Annotated in this window: 13 protein-coding genes; 10 read left to right on the top strand and 3 right to left on the bottom strand. The window is 65.2% G+C overall.

From position 1 onward, the window contains the following. Positions 1-9: 9 nt before the first annotated feature. From denD to ACNJX8_RS24750, 10 genes are all read left to right on the top strand, one after another. On the top strand, positions 10-996 hold the full coding sequence (gene denD / locus ACNJX8_RS24795) for a D-erythronate dehydrogenase (protein ID WP_128934394.1): 987 nt from the start codon (positions 10-12) through the stop codon (positions 994-996). 23 nt (positions 997-1019) lie between these two features. After that, the gene (locus tag ACNJX8_RS24790; protein ID WP_439361972.1) at positions 1020-2006 is read left to right on the top strand and encodes a sugar kinase; all 987 of its coding nucleotides are present in this window, start codon (positions 1020-1022) and stop codon (positions 2004-2006) included. A 16-nt stretch (positions 2007-2022) separates the two neighbouring features. Next, positions 2023-2673 carry a bifunctional 4-hydroxy-2-oxoglutarate aldolase/2-dehydro-3-deoxy-phosphogluconate aldolase gene (eda, locus tag ACNJX8_RS24785; protein ID WP_164934465.1) on the top strand — a complete coding sequence of 217 codons (651 nt, stop codon included), beginning with the start codon at positions 2023-2025 and terminating at the stop codon, positions 2671-2673. A 59-nt stretch (positions 2674-2732) separates the two neighbouring features. Beyond that, the gene (locus ACNJX8_RS24780; protein WP_128934392.1) at positions 2733-3902 is read left to right on the top strand and encodes an acetyl-CoA acetyltransferase; all 1170 of its coding nucleotides are present in this window, start codon (positions 2733-2735) and stop codon (positions 3900-3902) included. A gap of 127 nt (positions 3903-4029) precedes the next feature. Further along, entirely contained in the window at positions 4030-4236 is a 207-nt protein-coding gene (locus tag ACNJX8_RS24775; RefSeq protein ID WP_091888505.1) for a hypothetical protein, read from the top strand. Between the two features lie 123 nt (positions 4237-4359). Next, positions 4360-5559, top strand: a complete 1200-nt coding sequence (locus ACNJX8_RS24770; RefSeq protein ID WP_439357095.1) for a CaiB/BaiF CoA transferase family protein — start codon at positions 4360-4362, stop codon at positions 5557-5559. Between the two features lie 155 nt (positions 5560-5714). Continuing rightward, positions 5715-6851, top strand: coding sequence for a thiolase family protein (locus ACNJX8_RS24765; RefSeq protein WP_439357094.1), 1137 nt, complete (start codon positions 5715-5717; stop codon positions 6849-6851). Continuing rightward, positions 6848-7207: a Zn-ribbon domain-containing OB-fold protein gene (locus tag ACNJX8_RS24760; protein WP_128938615.1), complete on the top strand. Its 360-nt coding sequence runs from the start codon at positions 6848-6850 to the stop codon at positions 7205-7207. The genes ACNJX8_RS24765 and ACNJX8_RS24760 overlap by 4 nt, the downstream gene beginning before the upstream one ends. A gap of 617 nt (positions 7208-7824) precedes the next feature. Further along, a complete protein-coding gene (locus tag ACNJX8_RS24755) occupies positions 7825-8352 on the top strand; it encodes a carboxymuconolactone decarboxylase family protein (protein ID WP_128946440.1) in 528 nt (175 codons plus the stop codon). 27 nt (positions 8353-8379) lie between these two features. After that, positions 8380-8682 carry a nucleoside triphosphate pyrophosphohydrolase family protein gene (locus ACNJX8_RS24750; protein WP_164934466.1) on the top strand — a complete coding sequence of 101 codons (303 nt, stop codon included), beginning with the start codon at positions 8380-8382 and terminating at the stop codon, positions 8680-8682. A 68-nt stretch (positions 8683-8750) separates the two neighbouring features. On the opposite strand, the gene glsA is transcribed toward ACNJX8_RS24750, so the two are convergent. The 3 genes from glsA to ACNJX8_RS24735 form a co-directional block, all read right to left on the bottom strand. Next, positions 8751-10598, bottom strand: a complete 1848-nt coding sequence (glsA, locus tag ACNJX8_RS24745) for a glutaminase A (protein ID WP_439357093.1) — start codon at positions 10596-10598, stop codon at positions 8751-8753. A gap of 21 nt (positions 10599-10619) precedes the next feature. Next, the gene (locus ACNJX8_RS24740; RefSeq protein ID WP_439357092.1) at positions 10620-12695 is read right to left on the bottom strand and encodes a TRAP transporter permease; all 2076 of its coding nucleotides are present in this window, start codon (positions 12693-12695) and stop codon (positions 10620-10622) included. Between the two features lie 244 nt (positions 12696-12939). Next, positions 12940-14106, bottom strand: a complete 1167-nt coding sequence (locus ACNJX8_RS24735; RefSeq protein WP_439357091.1) for a TAXI family TRAP transporter solute-binding subunit — start codon at positions 14104-14106, stop codon at positions 12940-12942. Positions 14107-14210 lie beyond the last annotated feature (104 nt).

Raw genomic sequence — 14210 nt, 5'->3', positions numbered from 1 at the left:
AGTAGGCTCTTGCACATTCTGGTTCTGGGCGCCGCCGGCATGGTCGGCCGCAAACTCTGTGAACGGCTGTTGCGCGACGGTCGGCTCGGCAAGAGCGACATCACCAGGCTGACCATGCATGACGTGGTCGAGCCGAAGAAGCCGGAAAAGGCCGGCTTCCCTGTCGAGACCGTTTCGGGCGATTTCGCCGTGCCCGGCGCGGCCGAAAAGCTGATCGCCGGCCGCCCCGACGTGATCTTCCATCTCGCTGCGATCGTCTCCGGCGAAGCCGAGCTCGATTTCGACAAGGGCTATCGGATCAACCTCGACGGCACGCGGATGCTGCTGGATGCGATCAGGCTCGTCGGCGGTGGCTACAAGCCGCGCGTGGTGTTCACGTCCTCGATCGCGGTGTTCGGCGCGCCGTTCCCCGATGCCATCGGCGACGAGTTCTTCCACACCCCGCTGCTCAGCTACGGCACCCAGAAGGCGATCGGCGAACTCCTGCTCGCCGACTATTCGCGCCGCGGTTTCCTCGACGGCATCGGCATCCGCCTGCCGACCATCTGCATCCGCCCGGGCCTGCCGAACAAGGCAGCATCGGGCTTCTTCTCCAACATCCTGCGCGAGCCACTGGCCGGTAAGGAAGCGATCCTCCCGGTGTCCGAGGACGTCCGCCACTGGCACGCGACGCCACGTTCCGCGGTCGGCTTCCTGCTCCACGCCGGCACCATGGACCTTGCCACGGTCGGTCCGCGCCGCAACCTCACCATGCCGGGCCTGTCGGCCACGGTCGGCGAGCAGATTGCGGCCTTGAAGCGCGTTGCGGGCGAGAAGGTCGCCGCACGCATCAAGCGCGAGCCGGATCCCTTCATCGTCGGCATCGTTGGCGGCTGGCCGCGCAATTTCGATGCGAAGCGTTCGCGCGAGCTCGGCTTCACCACCGCCGAGAAGAATTTCGACGACATCATCCGCATTCACATCGAAGACGAGCTCGGCGGCAATTTCGTCGCCTGATCGCGCACTGAGCGGGTCACATGATGGCGAGCGTTGCTTGCATCGGCGAATGCATGGTCGAGCTCCGGCAGGCCCAGGGCGGACATTCCACCGGATCGTCCGCGGCGCAAGGGCAGGGCGGCGGCCTGTACTCGCGCGGCTTCGGCGGCGACACGCTCAACACGGCGGTGTACCTGGCGCGGCTCGAGGTCAAGGTCGACTATCTCACCGCACTCGGTGATGACGCCCTGAGTGATGAGATGATCGCGGCCTGGAATGCCGAGGGCGTCGGCACGAGGCGCGTCGTGCGGCTGCCGGGCAAGCTGCCCGGCCTCTACATGATCCAGCTCGATGCAAAAGGCGAGCGCCAGTTCTTCCACTGGCGCGACAGCGCGGCGGCGCGCCAGCTGATGAGCCTGCCGGAGACCGACGAACTCCTCAACTCGCTGATGAGCTACGACATCGTCTATCTCTCCGCGATCACGCTCTCGATCTACGACGCGCCCGGGCGCGAGCGCCTGTTCGCGGCGATCAAGCGCGCGCGCCTGCTCGGCACCCGCTTCGTGTTCGACACCAATTTTCGCGCGCGCGGCTGGCCGGACCGCGATGTCGCGCGCGAGGTGTTTGCCGCGGCCTTCGCGGCCGCCGACATCGTGCTGACCTCGACCGAGGACCTGCTCGCGCTCTATCCCGGCGAGAGCCACGAGCAGCTGATGGCCCGCATCCCATCTCCGGAGCTGGTGTTCCGGCTCGCCGAGCCGGTGAGCCTGTTGCGCCTTCCGGGGGCTACCCAGGAGGTCCGCGCCGAGCCCATGACCAAGCCGGTGGTGGACACCACGGCCGCCGGCGACAGCTTTGCCGCGGCTTACATCGCCGCCCGGCTCGCCGGCTCCGAGCCGGTGGAGGCCGCCCAGGCCGGGCATCGCCTCGCCAGCCTCGTGATCTGCTATCCCGGCGCCATCATTCCGGGCTATGCCATGCCGCCGAAGAAGCGGCATCGCCCGGCGGCCTCACGCCAGGCGACCAAGTGAAGAAGCGACAACAACGATGACCACCAGTGCCCAACAGAATCACCTCGTCGCGCTGTTCAAGGCGGCGACCGTCATTCCCGTCCTCACCATCGAGCGTATCCAGGATGCGGTGCCGCTGGCACGTGCGCTGGTCGCCGGCGGCGTCCGCACGCTGGAGGTGACCCTGCGCACCCCCGTAGCGATCGAGGCGGCGAGGGCGATGATGGCCGAAGTGCCCGAGGCGGTCGTCGGCATCGGCACGATTCTCAGTCCGGCCGACTTCACCCGCGTCGAGAAGCTCGGCGTCAAGTTCGGCATCAGCCCGGGCTTGACCCCCGATCTCCTCAAGGCCGCTGCCGACAGCGCCTTGCCGTTCGCGCCGGGCATCGCCACCGCCTCCGAGCTGATGATGGCGCTGGCGCAGGGGTTCGACGTCGCCAAATTCTTCCCGGCCGAGCAGGCTGGTGGCATCAAGGGCCTCCGCGCCCTCGGCGGCCCGTTCCCGAACGTGCGGTTCTGCCCAACCGGCGGGGTCGGCGAGGCCAATGCAGCGACCTGGCTCGCCGAGCCCAATGTGGTCGCCGTCGGCGGTTCCTGGCTGTGCCCGACGGCCGAGATCAGGGCCGGGAACTGGGCCGGCATAACTGCCATCTGCCAGCGCACCCTCAAAGCCCTGAAAGCCGCGTGAAGTCTTGCCATCCCTGGGCTAAGACTTAACTCAGGAAGAGACCCCAGGGAGAAATGACCATGACCGCCAGCATCGTCGGATGGGCGCATACGCCGTTCGGCAAGTTCGACACCGAAACCGTCGAAAGCCTTGTCACCCGCGTGGCCAATGAGGCGCTGGCGGATGCCGGCATATCGGCCGGCGATGTCGACGAGATCGTGCTCGGCCATTTCAACGCCGGCTTCTCGCCGCAGGATTTTACCGCCTCGCTGGTGCTCCAGGCCGACCCCAAGCTGCGCTTCAAGCCGGCGACCCGGGTCGAGAACGCCTGCGCCACCGGCTCGGCCGCCGTGCATCAGGGCCTGCGCGCGATTGCCGCAGGCGCGGCCAAGATCGTGCTGGTCGTCGGCGTCGAGCAGATGACGCGCACGCCGGGCCCGGAGATCGGCAAGAACCTGCTCAAGGCGTCTTACCTGCCCGAGGACGGGGACACGGTCGGCGGCTTCGCCGGCGTGTTCGGCAAGATCGCCAGCTCCTATTTCCAGAAATACGGCGACCAGTCCGATGCGCTGGCGCTGATCGCGGCCAAGAATCACAAGAACGGCGTCGCCAACCCCTTCGCCCAGATGCGCAAGGATTTTGGCTTCGACTTCTGCCGGGCCGAGAGCGAGAAGAACCCGTATGTCGCCGGTCCCTTGAAGCGGACCGATTGCTCGCTGGTCTCCGACGGTGCCGCCGCGCTGGTGCTGGCCGACGCCGAGACCGCCAAGGGCATGAGCAAGTCGATCGGCTTCCGCGCCACCGCCCACGCCCAGGACTTCCTGCCGATGAGCAAGCGCGACATCCTTCAGTTCGAGGGCTGCACGGTCGCCTGGCAGCGCGCGCTGGAGCAGGCGGGCGTGACGCTCTCCGATCTCTCCTTCGTCGAGACCCATGACTGCTTCACGGTTGCCGAGCTGATCGAATATGAAGCCATGGGCCTGACGCCGAGGGGGCAGGGTGCCCGCGCCATCAAGGAAGGCTGGACGCTCAAGGACGGCAAGCTGCCGGTCAATCCGTCCGGCGGCCTCAAGGCCAAGGGCCATCCGATCGGCGCCACCGGCGTCTCCATGCATGTGATGACCGCGATGCAGCTCGCCGGACAGGCTCCCGAGGGCATGCAGCTCAGGAACGCAAAACTCGGCGGCATCTTCAACATGGGCGGTGCGGCGGTCGCCAATTACGTTTCCGTGCTGGAGCCGTTGAAGTAAGCTCGGTCCTGTAGGGTGGGCAAAGGCGCCATGCGCTGTGCCCACCTTCTTTCTTGCGCTAGATCATGGTGAGCACGCTTCGCTTTGCCCACCCTACGGCTCCTGGTTGGTTTGCGGGAAAAGCATCATGAGCAAGGACTACGAAACTTCACTGTCGATGGATGCCCTCAACGATCGCATCGCGATCCTCGAGGATAACATCCGCCAGCTCATCGAGCAGGCCGCTGCCGCCTCGGGTGAGCAGAACGAGTCGCGGATCGCCGACCGCATCAATCAGCAGAACGACGAGCTCGACCGTCTCATCAAGATCCGCGAATCCCGCCAGAAGAAATAGCGGGCGATATCGCCGCGCGATGCATGCCGCCATACGCCGGTCGCCCTTGCGCGAGCGGCGACACTGCCGTTAGCTGGACCGAAATCGCTGGGCGCTTGAGCCCTGCGCAATCGGGAGCGAACGATGGGGCCGCTGAAGGGCATCAAGGTCATCGACATGACCACCGTGCTGATGGGGCCTTATGCGACCCAGATGCTCGGCGATTACGGCGCCGACGTCATCAAGGTGGAATCGCTCGACGGCGACGTCACCCGCCTGATCGGCCCGACGCGGCACGCCGGCATGGGCCCGGTATTCCTCAACACCAACCGCAGCAAGCGCTCGATCTGCCTCGACCTGAAGAAGCCTGCGGGGCGCGATGCCGTGCTACGGTTGCTGAGGGACGCAGACGTGCTCGTCTACAACGTCCGTCCGCAGGCGATGGCGCGGCTTCAGCTCGGCTACGACGTCGTTTCCGCGATCAATCCACGTCTCGTCTATGCCGGCGTGTTCGGCTTCGGGCAGGGCGGGCCCTATGCCGCAAAACCCGCTTATGACGATCTGATCCAAGGGGCGACCGCGCTGCCGGCGTTGATGGCGCAGACCGGCGACGGCGTGCCGCGCTATGTGCCGAACGCGCTGGTCGACCGCATCGTCGGCCTCACTGCGGTCGGTGCGATCTGCGCCAGCCTCGTGCATCGCGACCGCACGGGCCGCGGCCAGCGCGTCGACATCCCGATGTTCGAGACCATGGCCGGCTTCGTCATGGGTGACCACATGGGCGGGCTCACCTATGAGCCGCCGCTCGACAAGGGCGGCTACGCCCGCCACCTCTCGCGCGACCGCAGGCCCTACAAGACCTCGGACGGCCATCTCAGCGTCATCGTCTACAACGACAAGCAGTGGGAGAATTTCTTTGAGGCGACGGGACGCGACGATCTGCGCGCCGACCCCAAATTCGCAACCTTCGCCGGCCGCGCTGCCCATATCGACGTCGTCTATGCCGAGCTCGCGCGCATTTTTGAGACGCGCACCACCGCCGAGTGGATCGAGCTTTTGACCAAGGCCGACGTACCGGTCATGCCGATGCACGACCTCGCCTCGATCCTGCACGATCCGCATCTGGAGGCGACGAATTTCTTCCCGGTCGTGGAGCATCCGACGGAAGGCCCGATCCGCAGCATGAAGGTGACCGCGAGCTGGTCGGAGACGGACGCCGAGCCGGTGCGGCTCGCGCCGCGGCTCAACGAGCATGGCGCGGAGATCCTGCGCGAGATCGGCTATTCCGCCGACGAGATCGCAACCATGATCCGCGATGGCGTGACGCGACCAGCGCCGGAGTAGGGGGTGATGATGCCTCTCCAACCGTCATTCCGGGACGCGCTCCACTTGGAGCGCGAGCCCGGAATTCCATTTATCCTCGGAACATGTTGCACGATGGATTCCGGGCTCGCGCCTCAAGAAGGCGCGCCCCGGAATGACGACGGAGGGGTATGCTCATGAGCTTCATCACCGGCGTCGGCCTCACGCCTTACGGCAAGCACGAAGGCTCATCCTCGCTCGACCTGATGAGCAAGGCCGCGCAAGCCGCGCTCGACGATGCCGGGCTGAAACGCACTGAAATCGACGGCATCCTCTGCGGCTACTCCACGGTCTCGCCGCACATCATGCTGGCGACCGTCTTCGCCGAGCACTTTGGCATCCGCCCTGCTTACGCCCACGCCGTCCAGGTTGGCGGCGCCACGGGCCTCGCGATGACGATGCTCGCCCATCATCTCGTCGAGGCAGGCGTCGCGCGCCACGTCCTCGTCGTCGCCGGCGAGAACCGGCTGACGGGCCAGAGCCGCGACGCTTCGATCCAGGCGCTGGCGCAGGTCGGCCATCCCGATTACGAGGTGCCGCTCGGCCCGACCATTCCCGCCTATTACGGCCTTGTCGCCACCCGCTACATGCACGAATACGGCGTGACCGAAGAGGACCTCGCGGAGTTCGCAGTGCTGATGCGGGCACACGCCCGCACCCATCCCGGCGCGCAATTCCACGATCCCATCACGGTCGCCGACGTCATGGCCTCCAAGCCGGTGGCGATGCCGCTGAAGCTGCTGGATTGCTGCCCAGTATCCGACGGCGGAGCTGCGTTCATCGTCAGTCGCGAGCGGACCGGAGAGGCGGGCGTGCGCATTCGTGGCTGCGCGCAGGCCCATACCCATCAGCATGTTACGGCCGCACCCGGCCTCAGCGAACTCGGCGCCGAAATCTCGATCGCGCGCGCCAAGGAGGCCACGGGCCTTGCGATCTCCGACGTGCGCTACGCCGCCATCTACGACAGTTTCACGATCACGCTCGCGATGCTGCTGGAGGATCTCGGCCTCGCCGGCCGCGGCGAGGCTCCAGCCCGCGTACGATCAGGCCATTTCAGCCGTGACGGCGCGATGCCGCTGAACACCCATGGCGGCCTGCTCAGCTATGGCCATTGCGGCGTCGGCGGCGCCATGGCGCATCTGGTCGAGGCGCATTTGCAGATGACGGGACGGGCGGCGAATCGGCAGGTGCGCGATGCCTCTGTCGCGCTCCTGCACGGCGACGGCGGCGTGCTGTCGTCCCATGTCAGCATGTTCCTGGAGCAGGTGCGATGAGCGAGCGTCTGGCCGACTGGACCAAGGGCGAACAGGCCATCACCTACCAAACCTGCGCCGCATGCGGCCATGTGCAGTATTTCCACCGCGCCTTCTGCGCCGCCTGCGGCGTGTCCGATCCGCAGGAAGCGCGCGCCAGCGGCAAGGGCAGGGTGTATGCGACCTCGCTGGTCTGCCGCGCCGCGACGCCCGAGACGCGCGCCCACGTGCCCTACAACATCCTGCTGGTCGATTGCGCCGAGGGTTTTCGCATGATGGCGCATGGCGAGAACGGGCTTGCCATCGGCGATTCGGTCACCGCGAGCTTCAAACCCTTTGCCGGCAAGCTCGTGCCGTTCTTCACCAAAGAGAGATAGTGGGATTGGATGCTGTAGCCCGGATGGAGCGCAGCGAAATCCGGGGTTCTCACCTCGCGGGTGGATTTCCCGGATTGCGCTTCGCTTCATCCGGGCTACAGGGACGAGCAGTGGGATTCGTCATTCGGGGGCGGTCCAAAGGACCGAGCCTGGAACGGGATTCTGGGCCTGGCCTGTGCGAGGGCCACCCCGGAATGACGAAAACTCTGAAACGCTTAACTCAACGCCCGTAGAACAAGATGCTGGCGATGACGAGCATCGCCGTCACCGCCAGCATATGCGCGAGCGCTCCCGAGGCCGCCCCCTTGGTGGCTTCCTTCATGCCTTGTTCTCCCTAGACTTGGGCGTGACTCATCGTTGCGTCGTGAGCGCAAAGACGGCCAATTGTTTTACTCGAAACACCCCACTCACGAGTACCCACCGCAATTTGTCCCCACGCGGCGAATATCGACTGTGTCAGGGTCGATCAGCAATGCGGCGGCAATTTGACTCGATGATGTTGCTCCTGCGTCGGCGCAAGAATAGAGTTTCGGGGAACTCTCACCGGCAACGACAACAAGCATCAAAAGCCCAAGAAAACTTTAGAGACAAACTTCCGGGAAAACTTCAGGAAAATCATGGCCCGCATTCAGTACAGCGATCCGTCCAAGGCCTCCGACCGCACCCGCGAAATCCTCGACAAGAACCGCAATGCCAATATTTTCCGCATGATGGCGCACTCGCCGAGCTATTTCGAGCAGTACTGCCGCCTTGGCGGCGCCATCCGCCACAAGGGCGAGCTCGATCCGGTGGTACGCGAGCTTGCGATCACGCGTACCGGCATCCTGTGCGAGGCGCCCTACGAGATCGTCGCGCACAAGCGCATCGGCAAGAATGTCGGTGTCACCGACGAGCAGAACGAGGCACTCGCAAACTGGCAGGCGGCGAGCTGCTTCAACGAGGTGCAGCGCGCCGCGCTGGCCTTCACCGACGAGATCGTGAAACTGAACAAGCCGACGGATGCGACGTTCAAGGCGATCGCATCGAAGCTGACGCCGGCCGCGCTGATCGAGCTCCAGCTCTCGGTCGGCTTCTACATCATGACCTCGAAATTCTTGGAGACGTTCGAGATCGACCTGCAGCCGGTGACGGAAGTGGTGGGCTGATCAGATTAGAAGCGGCGAGGAATGCCGATGACGATCGATGAATATGCGGCCTGGGCCGCGAGCATTGCGAAAGTCGAAGAGCATCCGTCCAACGAGCGGCTGTCCTATCTCGGTCTCGGACTTGCCGGCGAAGCCGGCGAGGTCGCCGATCACATCAAGAAGCTGCTCCGCGACGGCTGGCTGGATCAGGCGGGTCTCGTCAATGAGCTCGGCGACGTCGTCTACTACTGGGCGTGCCTGTGCGCGGCCACCGGCCAGCAGCCGTCCGAAGTGCTCAAGACCAGCGCAGCCAGGATCAACCGGCGGCTGAGCGAGGCCGCGAGCCGCTGAGGCAAGTGTGAGCTGGACGCCCCGGTCACCTCTCCCCGTCGGGGAGAGGTGAAGAGCTCGGCCACCGCTCACGTCGACGTCAGAATATCCACCTTGGCGTTCGCTACGATCAGACGGTCGGCCAATAGCTGGGCCAGATTGCGCATGATGCGCTCGCTGGCGCGCGGGTGCTGCTCGCGGAAGCGCTCGAAATCCTTCAAAGGTACTTCGAAAACGGTCGCTGCCATGTCGGCGAATACGTCGGCAGAGCGCGTTGCCTCCAGCAGCGCCATCTCGCCAAAGGCCATGCCGGCAGTGAGTGTTGCCAGCCTGACGCCATCGGGCAGCGTGACGTGGACCGCGCCGCTGCGCAGGAAGAACACGGCATCGGCGAGGTCGCCGGTCGTGACGATCTTTGCGCCGGACGGATAGTTCCTGACGGTGCAGATTGCGGCGAGATTGGTCAGCTCGTCCTCGCTCAGTCCCGCGAGCAGCGGCTGCTCGGCAAGCTCGGTGGTCTCGTGGAAGTTGATCGAGCCGCCATAGCGGTAGACGATCTGGTCTTCGGCCCATTCGATCGCGGTGTCGAGCAGGTAGAAGTCGCGGACGTTCTTCAGCTCCGCCGTCCATTCCCGCAAGCTGTCCCATTCCTTGGAGGCGCGCCTGACTCCCGACAGCACCACCGTGACGTTGAGGGCGGCGAGCTCTTCGAAGGCTTCGGCGATCAGTCGCGCACCGGCACGCGTGGTGGAGGTGACGCGGTGCAGATCGAAGATCACGAATTGCGGCCGCGGCCGGCCTGCGAGCCGGCGCGAGATGTAGTCGACGGCCGACAGCGACAGCGTGCCGACCAGCTCGATGACCCGCACCTCCTGCTCGTGCGCCGCCAGAATCTCGCGCTCCTGCGGCCGGCGCACGCGCCGCGACGGGCTCTTGCCGATGTCGTAGTCGGCGATGACGGCGTTGCGCGCGTCGTCGCTGCGGTTGAGCATGTGCAGATCGTAGTGCGAGGACAGCGCCTCGCAGACTTTGATGCCGCGCACGCTGTTGCCGTGCTTGTCGAGCTTGGGCGAATAGCTGCCGAGCCCGAGCCGGGCAGGGAGTGCGGCGAGGATGCCGCCGCCGACGCCGCTCTTGGCGGGGATGCCGATCCGGTAGATCCATTCGCCGGCATAATCGTACATACCCGACGATGTCATCACCGAGAGCGTGCGCGAGATCGCGTAGGGCGTCAGCACCTGTTCGCCCGTCACCGGATTGATGCCGCGATTGGCGAGCGTCGCCGCCATCACAGCGATGTCGCGCGCCGTGACCAGCACGGCGCATTGGCGGAAATAGACGTCGAGCACGGCCGCGACGTTGTCCGAGATCACGGCGTTGGTCTTGAGGAGATAGCCGATGGCCCGGTTGCGGTCGCCGGTCTGGCTTTCCGAAGCATGGACCGCCTCATCGACGGCGAGATCGCGTCCGGCGAAACGGCTGAGCGCAAGACGGATCTGCTCGAAAGCGTCCGCGCCCTTGCTGTCGTAGATCAGCCCGGTGCAGGCGATCGCGCCGGCATTGACCATCGGGTTGAACGGATGGTTTTCGGCATTGAGCCGGATCGAGTTGAAGGGGTCGCCGGAAGGTTCGACGCCAATCGCGCTTTCGACTTTGCCGGCTCCCAAAAGGTCCAGCGCCAGCGCGAACACGAACGGCTTGGACATCGACTGGATGGTGAAGGGCACCCGGCTGTCGCCGACTTCGTAGACATGCCCGTCCAGCGTCGCGAGGCCGATGCCGAAATGGGCAGGATCGGCTTTGCTTAGCTCGGGGATGTAGTCGGCTACGCTGCCTGAGGTCTCGGCCGAGAATTCGTTGAGGCAATTGTCCAGAAACCGCAGCAAGGGCGGTTTCGAGCGGGTCCAGGCGGAGGCGGCGGGCGATAGCGGCTTCATCGCCTCACTTGTGCAACGCAATCAGGGCGCGCGCAACCCGTCCGGCACGATGGTCTGCCGGCGGACCAGGACAAGGGCGAGCAGAGCCGTGGGCGCGAGGATCGCAAGGCCAAGCAGCGTCACCTGCATCTGCGACAGCGGCATGATGCCGCCGCCGGGCGTCGCGACCACGAAGCCGCCGATCACCAGCAGCACACGGATCGGCCATTCCAGCGCGCCAGCGCCGCGCAAGTCGCCGACGAAGGGCTGGTAGCCCTGGATACCGCCGCAGATGAACAGCGTGCCGAACGCGGCAAGCCCCATCAGGCCGAGCCCGGCGAGGTATGGGCTCGGCCCCTGCAGCACCAGCGCCGGATTGAGCACGAAGAAGAATGGGATGAAATAGATGATGCTGCCGACCCACATCGATTCCCACCCGGTCTTCATCGCCGGCGAGCCGGCGATGCCGGCGGCCGCGAACGAGGCGATGGCGACCGGGGGGGTGATCGACGACAGCATGCCCCAGTAGAAGATGAACATGTGCACGGCCATGCGATTGAGCCCGAGCTTCTCCAGCGCGGGCGCGACCAGGATGGCGAGGAAGATGTAGCAGGCCGTCGTCGTCAGGCCGAGGCCGAGGATCAGGCTGGTGAGTGCGCACATGCCGAGCAGCAGGAAGGCGTTGTCGCCGGCAATGTGCAGGAGATCGTTGGCAAGGCTCGACACCACGCCGGTCATCGAGAATGCGCCGATCAGCAGGCCGCAGCCGGCGAGGATGCCGACCAGCTCGACGAAGGTGCGGCCGTTGACCTCCAGGAACTTGCCGATGGTCGCAAACGTCCAGCGCGTGTCCTTGGAGAAGAACTGGTTGAGGACCAGCAGCAGCGCGGTGGCGTAGAACGGCGCGTGGCTCTCGCGCTTGAAGTAGAGCAGCATCACGATCAGGAGCGCGATGACGAAGACGTAGTACCAGCCGTCCTTGATCGTATCCATGATGCGGGGCAGCTCGGCGCGCGGAATCCCCTTCAGCCCGTGGCGCGCGGCATAGGCATCGACCTGCATGAACAGGCCGACGTAATAGAGGGCCGCCGGAATGATCGCGGCGAGCGCGACATCGGCGTAACTGACATTGAGGAATTGCGCGATCACGAAAGCAGTCGCACCCATCACCGGCGGCGCCAACACCGCGCCGGTCGAGGCGCAGGCCTCGATCGCACCGGCATAGGATGCACGAAAGCCGCTCTTCTTCATGACGGGAATGGTCATGGTACCGGCGGTGAGCACGTTGGAGATGATCGAGCCCGACATCATGCCGAGCAGGCCGCTGGCAAAGATGCAGACCTTCGCCGCGCCGCCGCGGAAGGTGCCGCACAGCGCGAAGGCGAGGTTGATGAAGAATTTTCCGGCCCCGGTCATCATCAGCGCGGTGCCGAACACCAGGAAGCCGATCACGGTGTCGGCAAAAGCCTGGATCGGAATGCCGAGCAGGCTCTCGCCTGAGAGCACGTGGTAGGCGGTTGCTTGCTCGAGCGTCGATTGGGTGCCGCGGAACGGTCCGAGCCAGCTGGATTCGGCGAACAGCGGATAGACGGTGAAGGGCAAGACGCTCAGCAGCAGGCTCCAGCCGCCGGTGCGGCGCAGCGCTTCCATCAGCATCACCCACATCACGAGGCCCGCCGCGATCACGCTGTTGGGCGCGCCGCCGAACTCCCAGCCGGCCTCAGCCGCCTTGCGCACGTTGGACATCAGCATCAGCGCCGCCGCGAAGGTCGCGACGAACAAGACGAGGTCGTACCAGGGAATGCGGTCGAGCGGGGCACGTTCAGTCCCTGGGAAGATCAGGAAGGTGAACGGCAGCATCAACGCGATCAGGAGATAGAAATATTCCGTGTTGAGCTGGGTGTAGCCGACGAAGAAGCGGAGTGAGAATTGCTGGTTGATGCAGAGCAGGATGGTTGCCGCCGTCGCAACCACCAGCGTCCAGCGCCAGGCGCCGCGCAGCGTGCGCACGCGCGTGACCTCGGCCTCCTGCATGTTGGCGGCGGCGCCGTGCGGATCGTCGAACACGATCCGCTTGGCCTCGTCCTGCGGGCCGGTGGAGGTGGAAGAAGGCATCATCGATCCCGCGCGTGGGCTATTGAACGCTGGCTAATGCGAATGGGTGTTGTTTTGCATCGATCGCGTCGCGGGCTCGCTCAACCTCTCCCGCTTGCGGGAGAGGTCGGCGCGCCAGCGCCGGGTGAGGGTTTTCTCCTCTGGGGGAATCCCGCCGTGGAGACACCCTCTCCCCAACCCTCTCCCGCAAGCGGGAGAGGGAGCGCACTTCCCGCGCGGCAACGATCAAGCCCAACAGCATCGCGTTCTATTCCTCAAATCCATTCGGCATGTCGGCCTTGGCGAGCGCTGCCGCGCGGGCCTTCATCCAGCCGTCGAGGAATCCCTTGTCATCCGATGGCGGATTGGACTTGCCGTACGCCGCCCACGCCGCGCCAAGCACCTCTTGCCGCTTGATCAGCTTGTTGTTGTGCGCCTCCTGCGCATCGCTCCATTGTCCGGCCTCTTTCAGCGCCTTCACCGCACCGGGATGCACCGGCACTACCCAGTTCTTGGTCTGCCGGTCGGCGGCAAGACCACCGGCGCCGGGCGCGGAATCCTTGTAGGCGTCGTAGTTGACGATCATCGCTTTGGTGATCGCATAGACCTGGTCGGCCGGCTGCGAGGCGTAGGCGACAAAGATCGGGTAGGGGTAGTTACCGAGCTCAACCGGCTTCTCCGGCGAGATGCCGGCGCCGCAGGTCGCAAGCTGCGGGAAGAAGAACGAGCCGACCTTCTGCATCCGTGCCCAGCCTTCCTTGTCCTTGGCGGGGAGCGGCGGCCAGATCAGGCCGCGCGGCGAGGTCTCGGCCTCCTTGGCGGGGCCAGTGATGGTGGTGCCGAATGCGGCATCGACATCGTTGTTGATCAGGCCCTTCCACATCGCGCCGTAGCTTGCGAACTCGACGGCCTTGACGTCCTTCTGCGTCAGCCCTGCGAAGGCGAGCACCGCGAGCGAATTCTGGTTCAGCGCGGGCGAGCCGACGACGAAGCCGACGCGCTTGCCTCTGAGGTCCTTCAGCTCCTTCACACCGGTGTCGGCGGCGACGCCGAGCGAGCCGCAATTGCAGTCGACCGTCGAGAGCAGGATCTGGAGCGGCTGCGGCCCCCATTCCTTCGATCCGAACTCGAACACGCCTTCCTGCGCGAAGTAAGTGCCCGATCCCATCGCCGCGGAAGCCGCGCGCTTGGCGCGCAGCGGCGCGAGGCGGGCGACATCGTTGCCTGCGGGAAGGACGCGCACGTCGGTGCCATATTTGTCCTTCATCATCTTGCCGACGCCGACCGCGATGTTGAAGCCGGCGGTGCCGGTGTCATAGGCGGTGAACGTCAATGTCGCCGGCAGCTTGATATCCTCGGCGAACGCATAGCGTGTAGACGCAAAAGAAATGCCTGCCACCAAGGCAGGCGCGAGCATGAGCAGCCCACGAAGCATGTTTTCCCTCCATCATCTTCGCTTAAGCGCGAAGACCTTCTTGCTTGAATCGGATCATGTCACCGGGCATCCGCGATGGCAACGCCGGAGCGCGAATGCAGAAA

This window comes from Bradyrhizobium sp. SPXBL-04, from assembly GCF_051853035.1.
In the GTDB taxonomy this organism is placed as follows: Bacteria; Pseudomonadota; Alphaproteobacteria; order Rhizobiales; family Xanthobacteraceae; genus Bradyrhizobium; species Bradyrhizobium zhanjiangense.
Note: the sequence above shows the minus strand (reverse complement) of the source record. Positions and strands in the feature narration are given on the sequence as shown.

Bases quoted from the DNA above. Each gene is read 5' to 3' on its own strand.
- eda (WP_164934465.1), top strand. From the start codon at position 2,023: ATGACCACCAGTGCCCAACAGAATCACCTCGTCGCGCTGTTCAAGGCG.
- ACNJX8_RS24775 (WP_091888505.1), top strand. From the start codon at position 4,030: ATGAGCAAGGACTACGAAACTTCACTGTCGATGGATGCCCTCAACGAT.
- ACNJX8_RS24770 (WP_439357095.1), top strand. From the start codon at position 4,360: ATGGGGCCGCTGAAGGGCATCAAGGTCATCGACATGACCACCGTGCTG.
- ACNJX8_RS24740 (WP_439357092.1), bottom strand. From the start codon at position 12,695: ATGATGCCTTCTTCCACCTCCACCGGCCCGCAGGACGAGGCCAAGCGG.
- ACNJX8_RS24790 (WP_439361972.1), top strand. From the start codon at position 1,020: ATGGCGAGCGTTGCTTGCATCGGCGAATGCATGGTCGAGCTCCGGCAG.
- ACNJX8_RS24755 (WP_128946440.1), top strand. From the start codon at position 7,825: ATGGCCCGCATTCAGTACAGCGATCCGTCCAAGGCCTCCGACCGCACC.
- ACNJX8_RS24750 (WP_164934466.1), top strand. From the start codon at position 8,380: ATGACGATCGATGAATATGCGGCCTGGGCCGCGAGCATTGCGAAAGTC.
- glsA (WP_439357093.1), bottom strand. From the start codon at position 10,598: ATGAAGCCGCTATCGCCCGCCGCCTCCGCCTGGACCCGCTCGAAACCG.
- ACNJX8_RS24760 (WP_128938615.1), top strand. From the start codon at position 6,848: ATGAGCGAGCGTCTGGCCGACTGGACCAAGGGCGAACAGGCCATCACC.
- ACNJX8_RS24735 (WP_439357091.1), bottom strand. From the start codon at position 14,106: ATGCTTCGTGGGCTGCTCATGCTCGCGCCTGCCTTGGTGGCAGGCATT.
- ACNJX8_RS24780 (WP_128934392.1), top strand. From the start codon at position 2,733: ATGACCGCCAGCATCGTCGGATGGGCGCATACGCCGTTCGGCAAGTTC.
- ACNJX8_RS24765 (WP_439357094.1), top strand. From the start codon at position 5,715: ATGAGCTTCATCACCGGCGTCGGCCTCACGCCTTACGGCAAGCACGAA.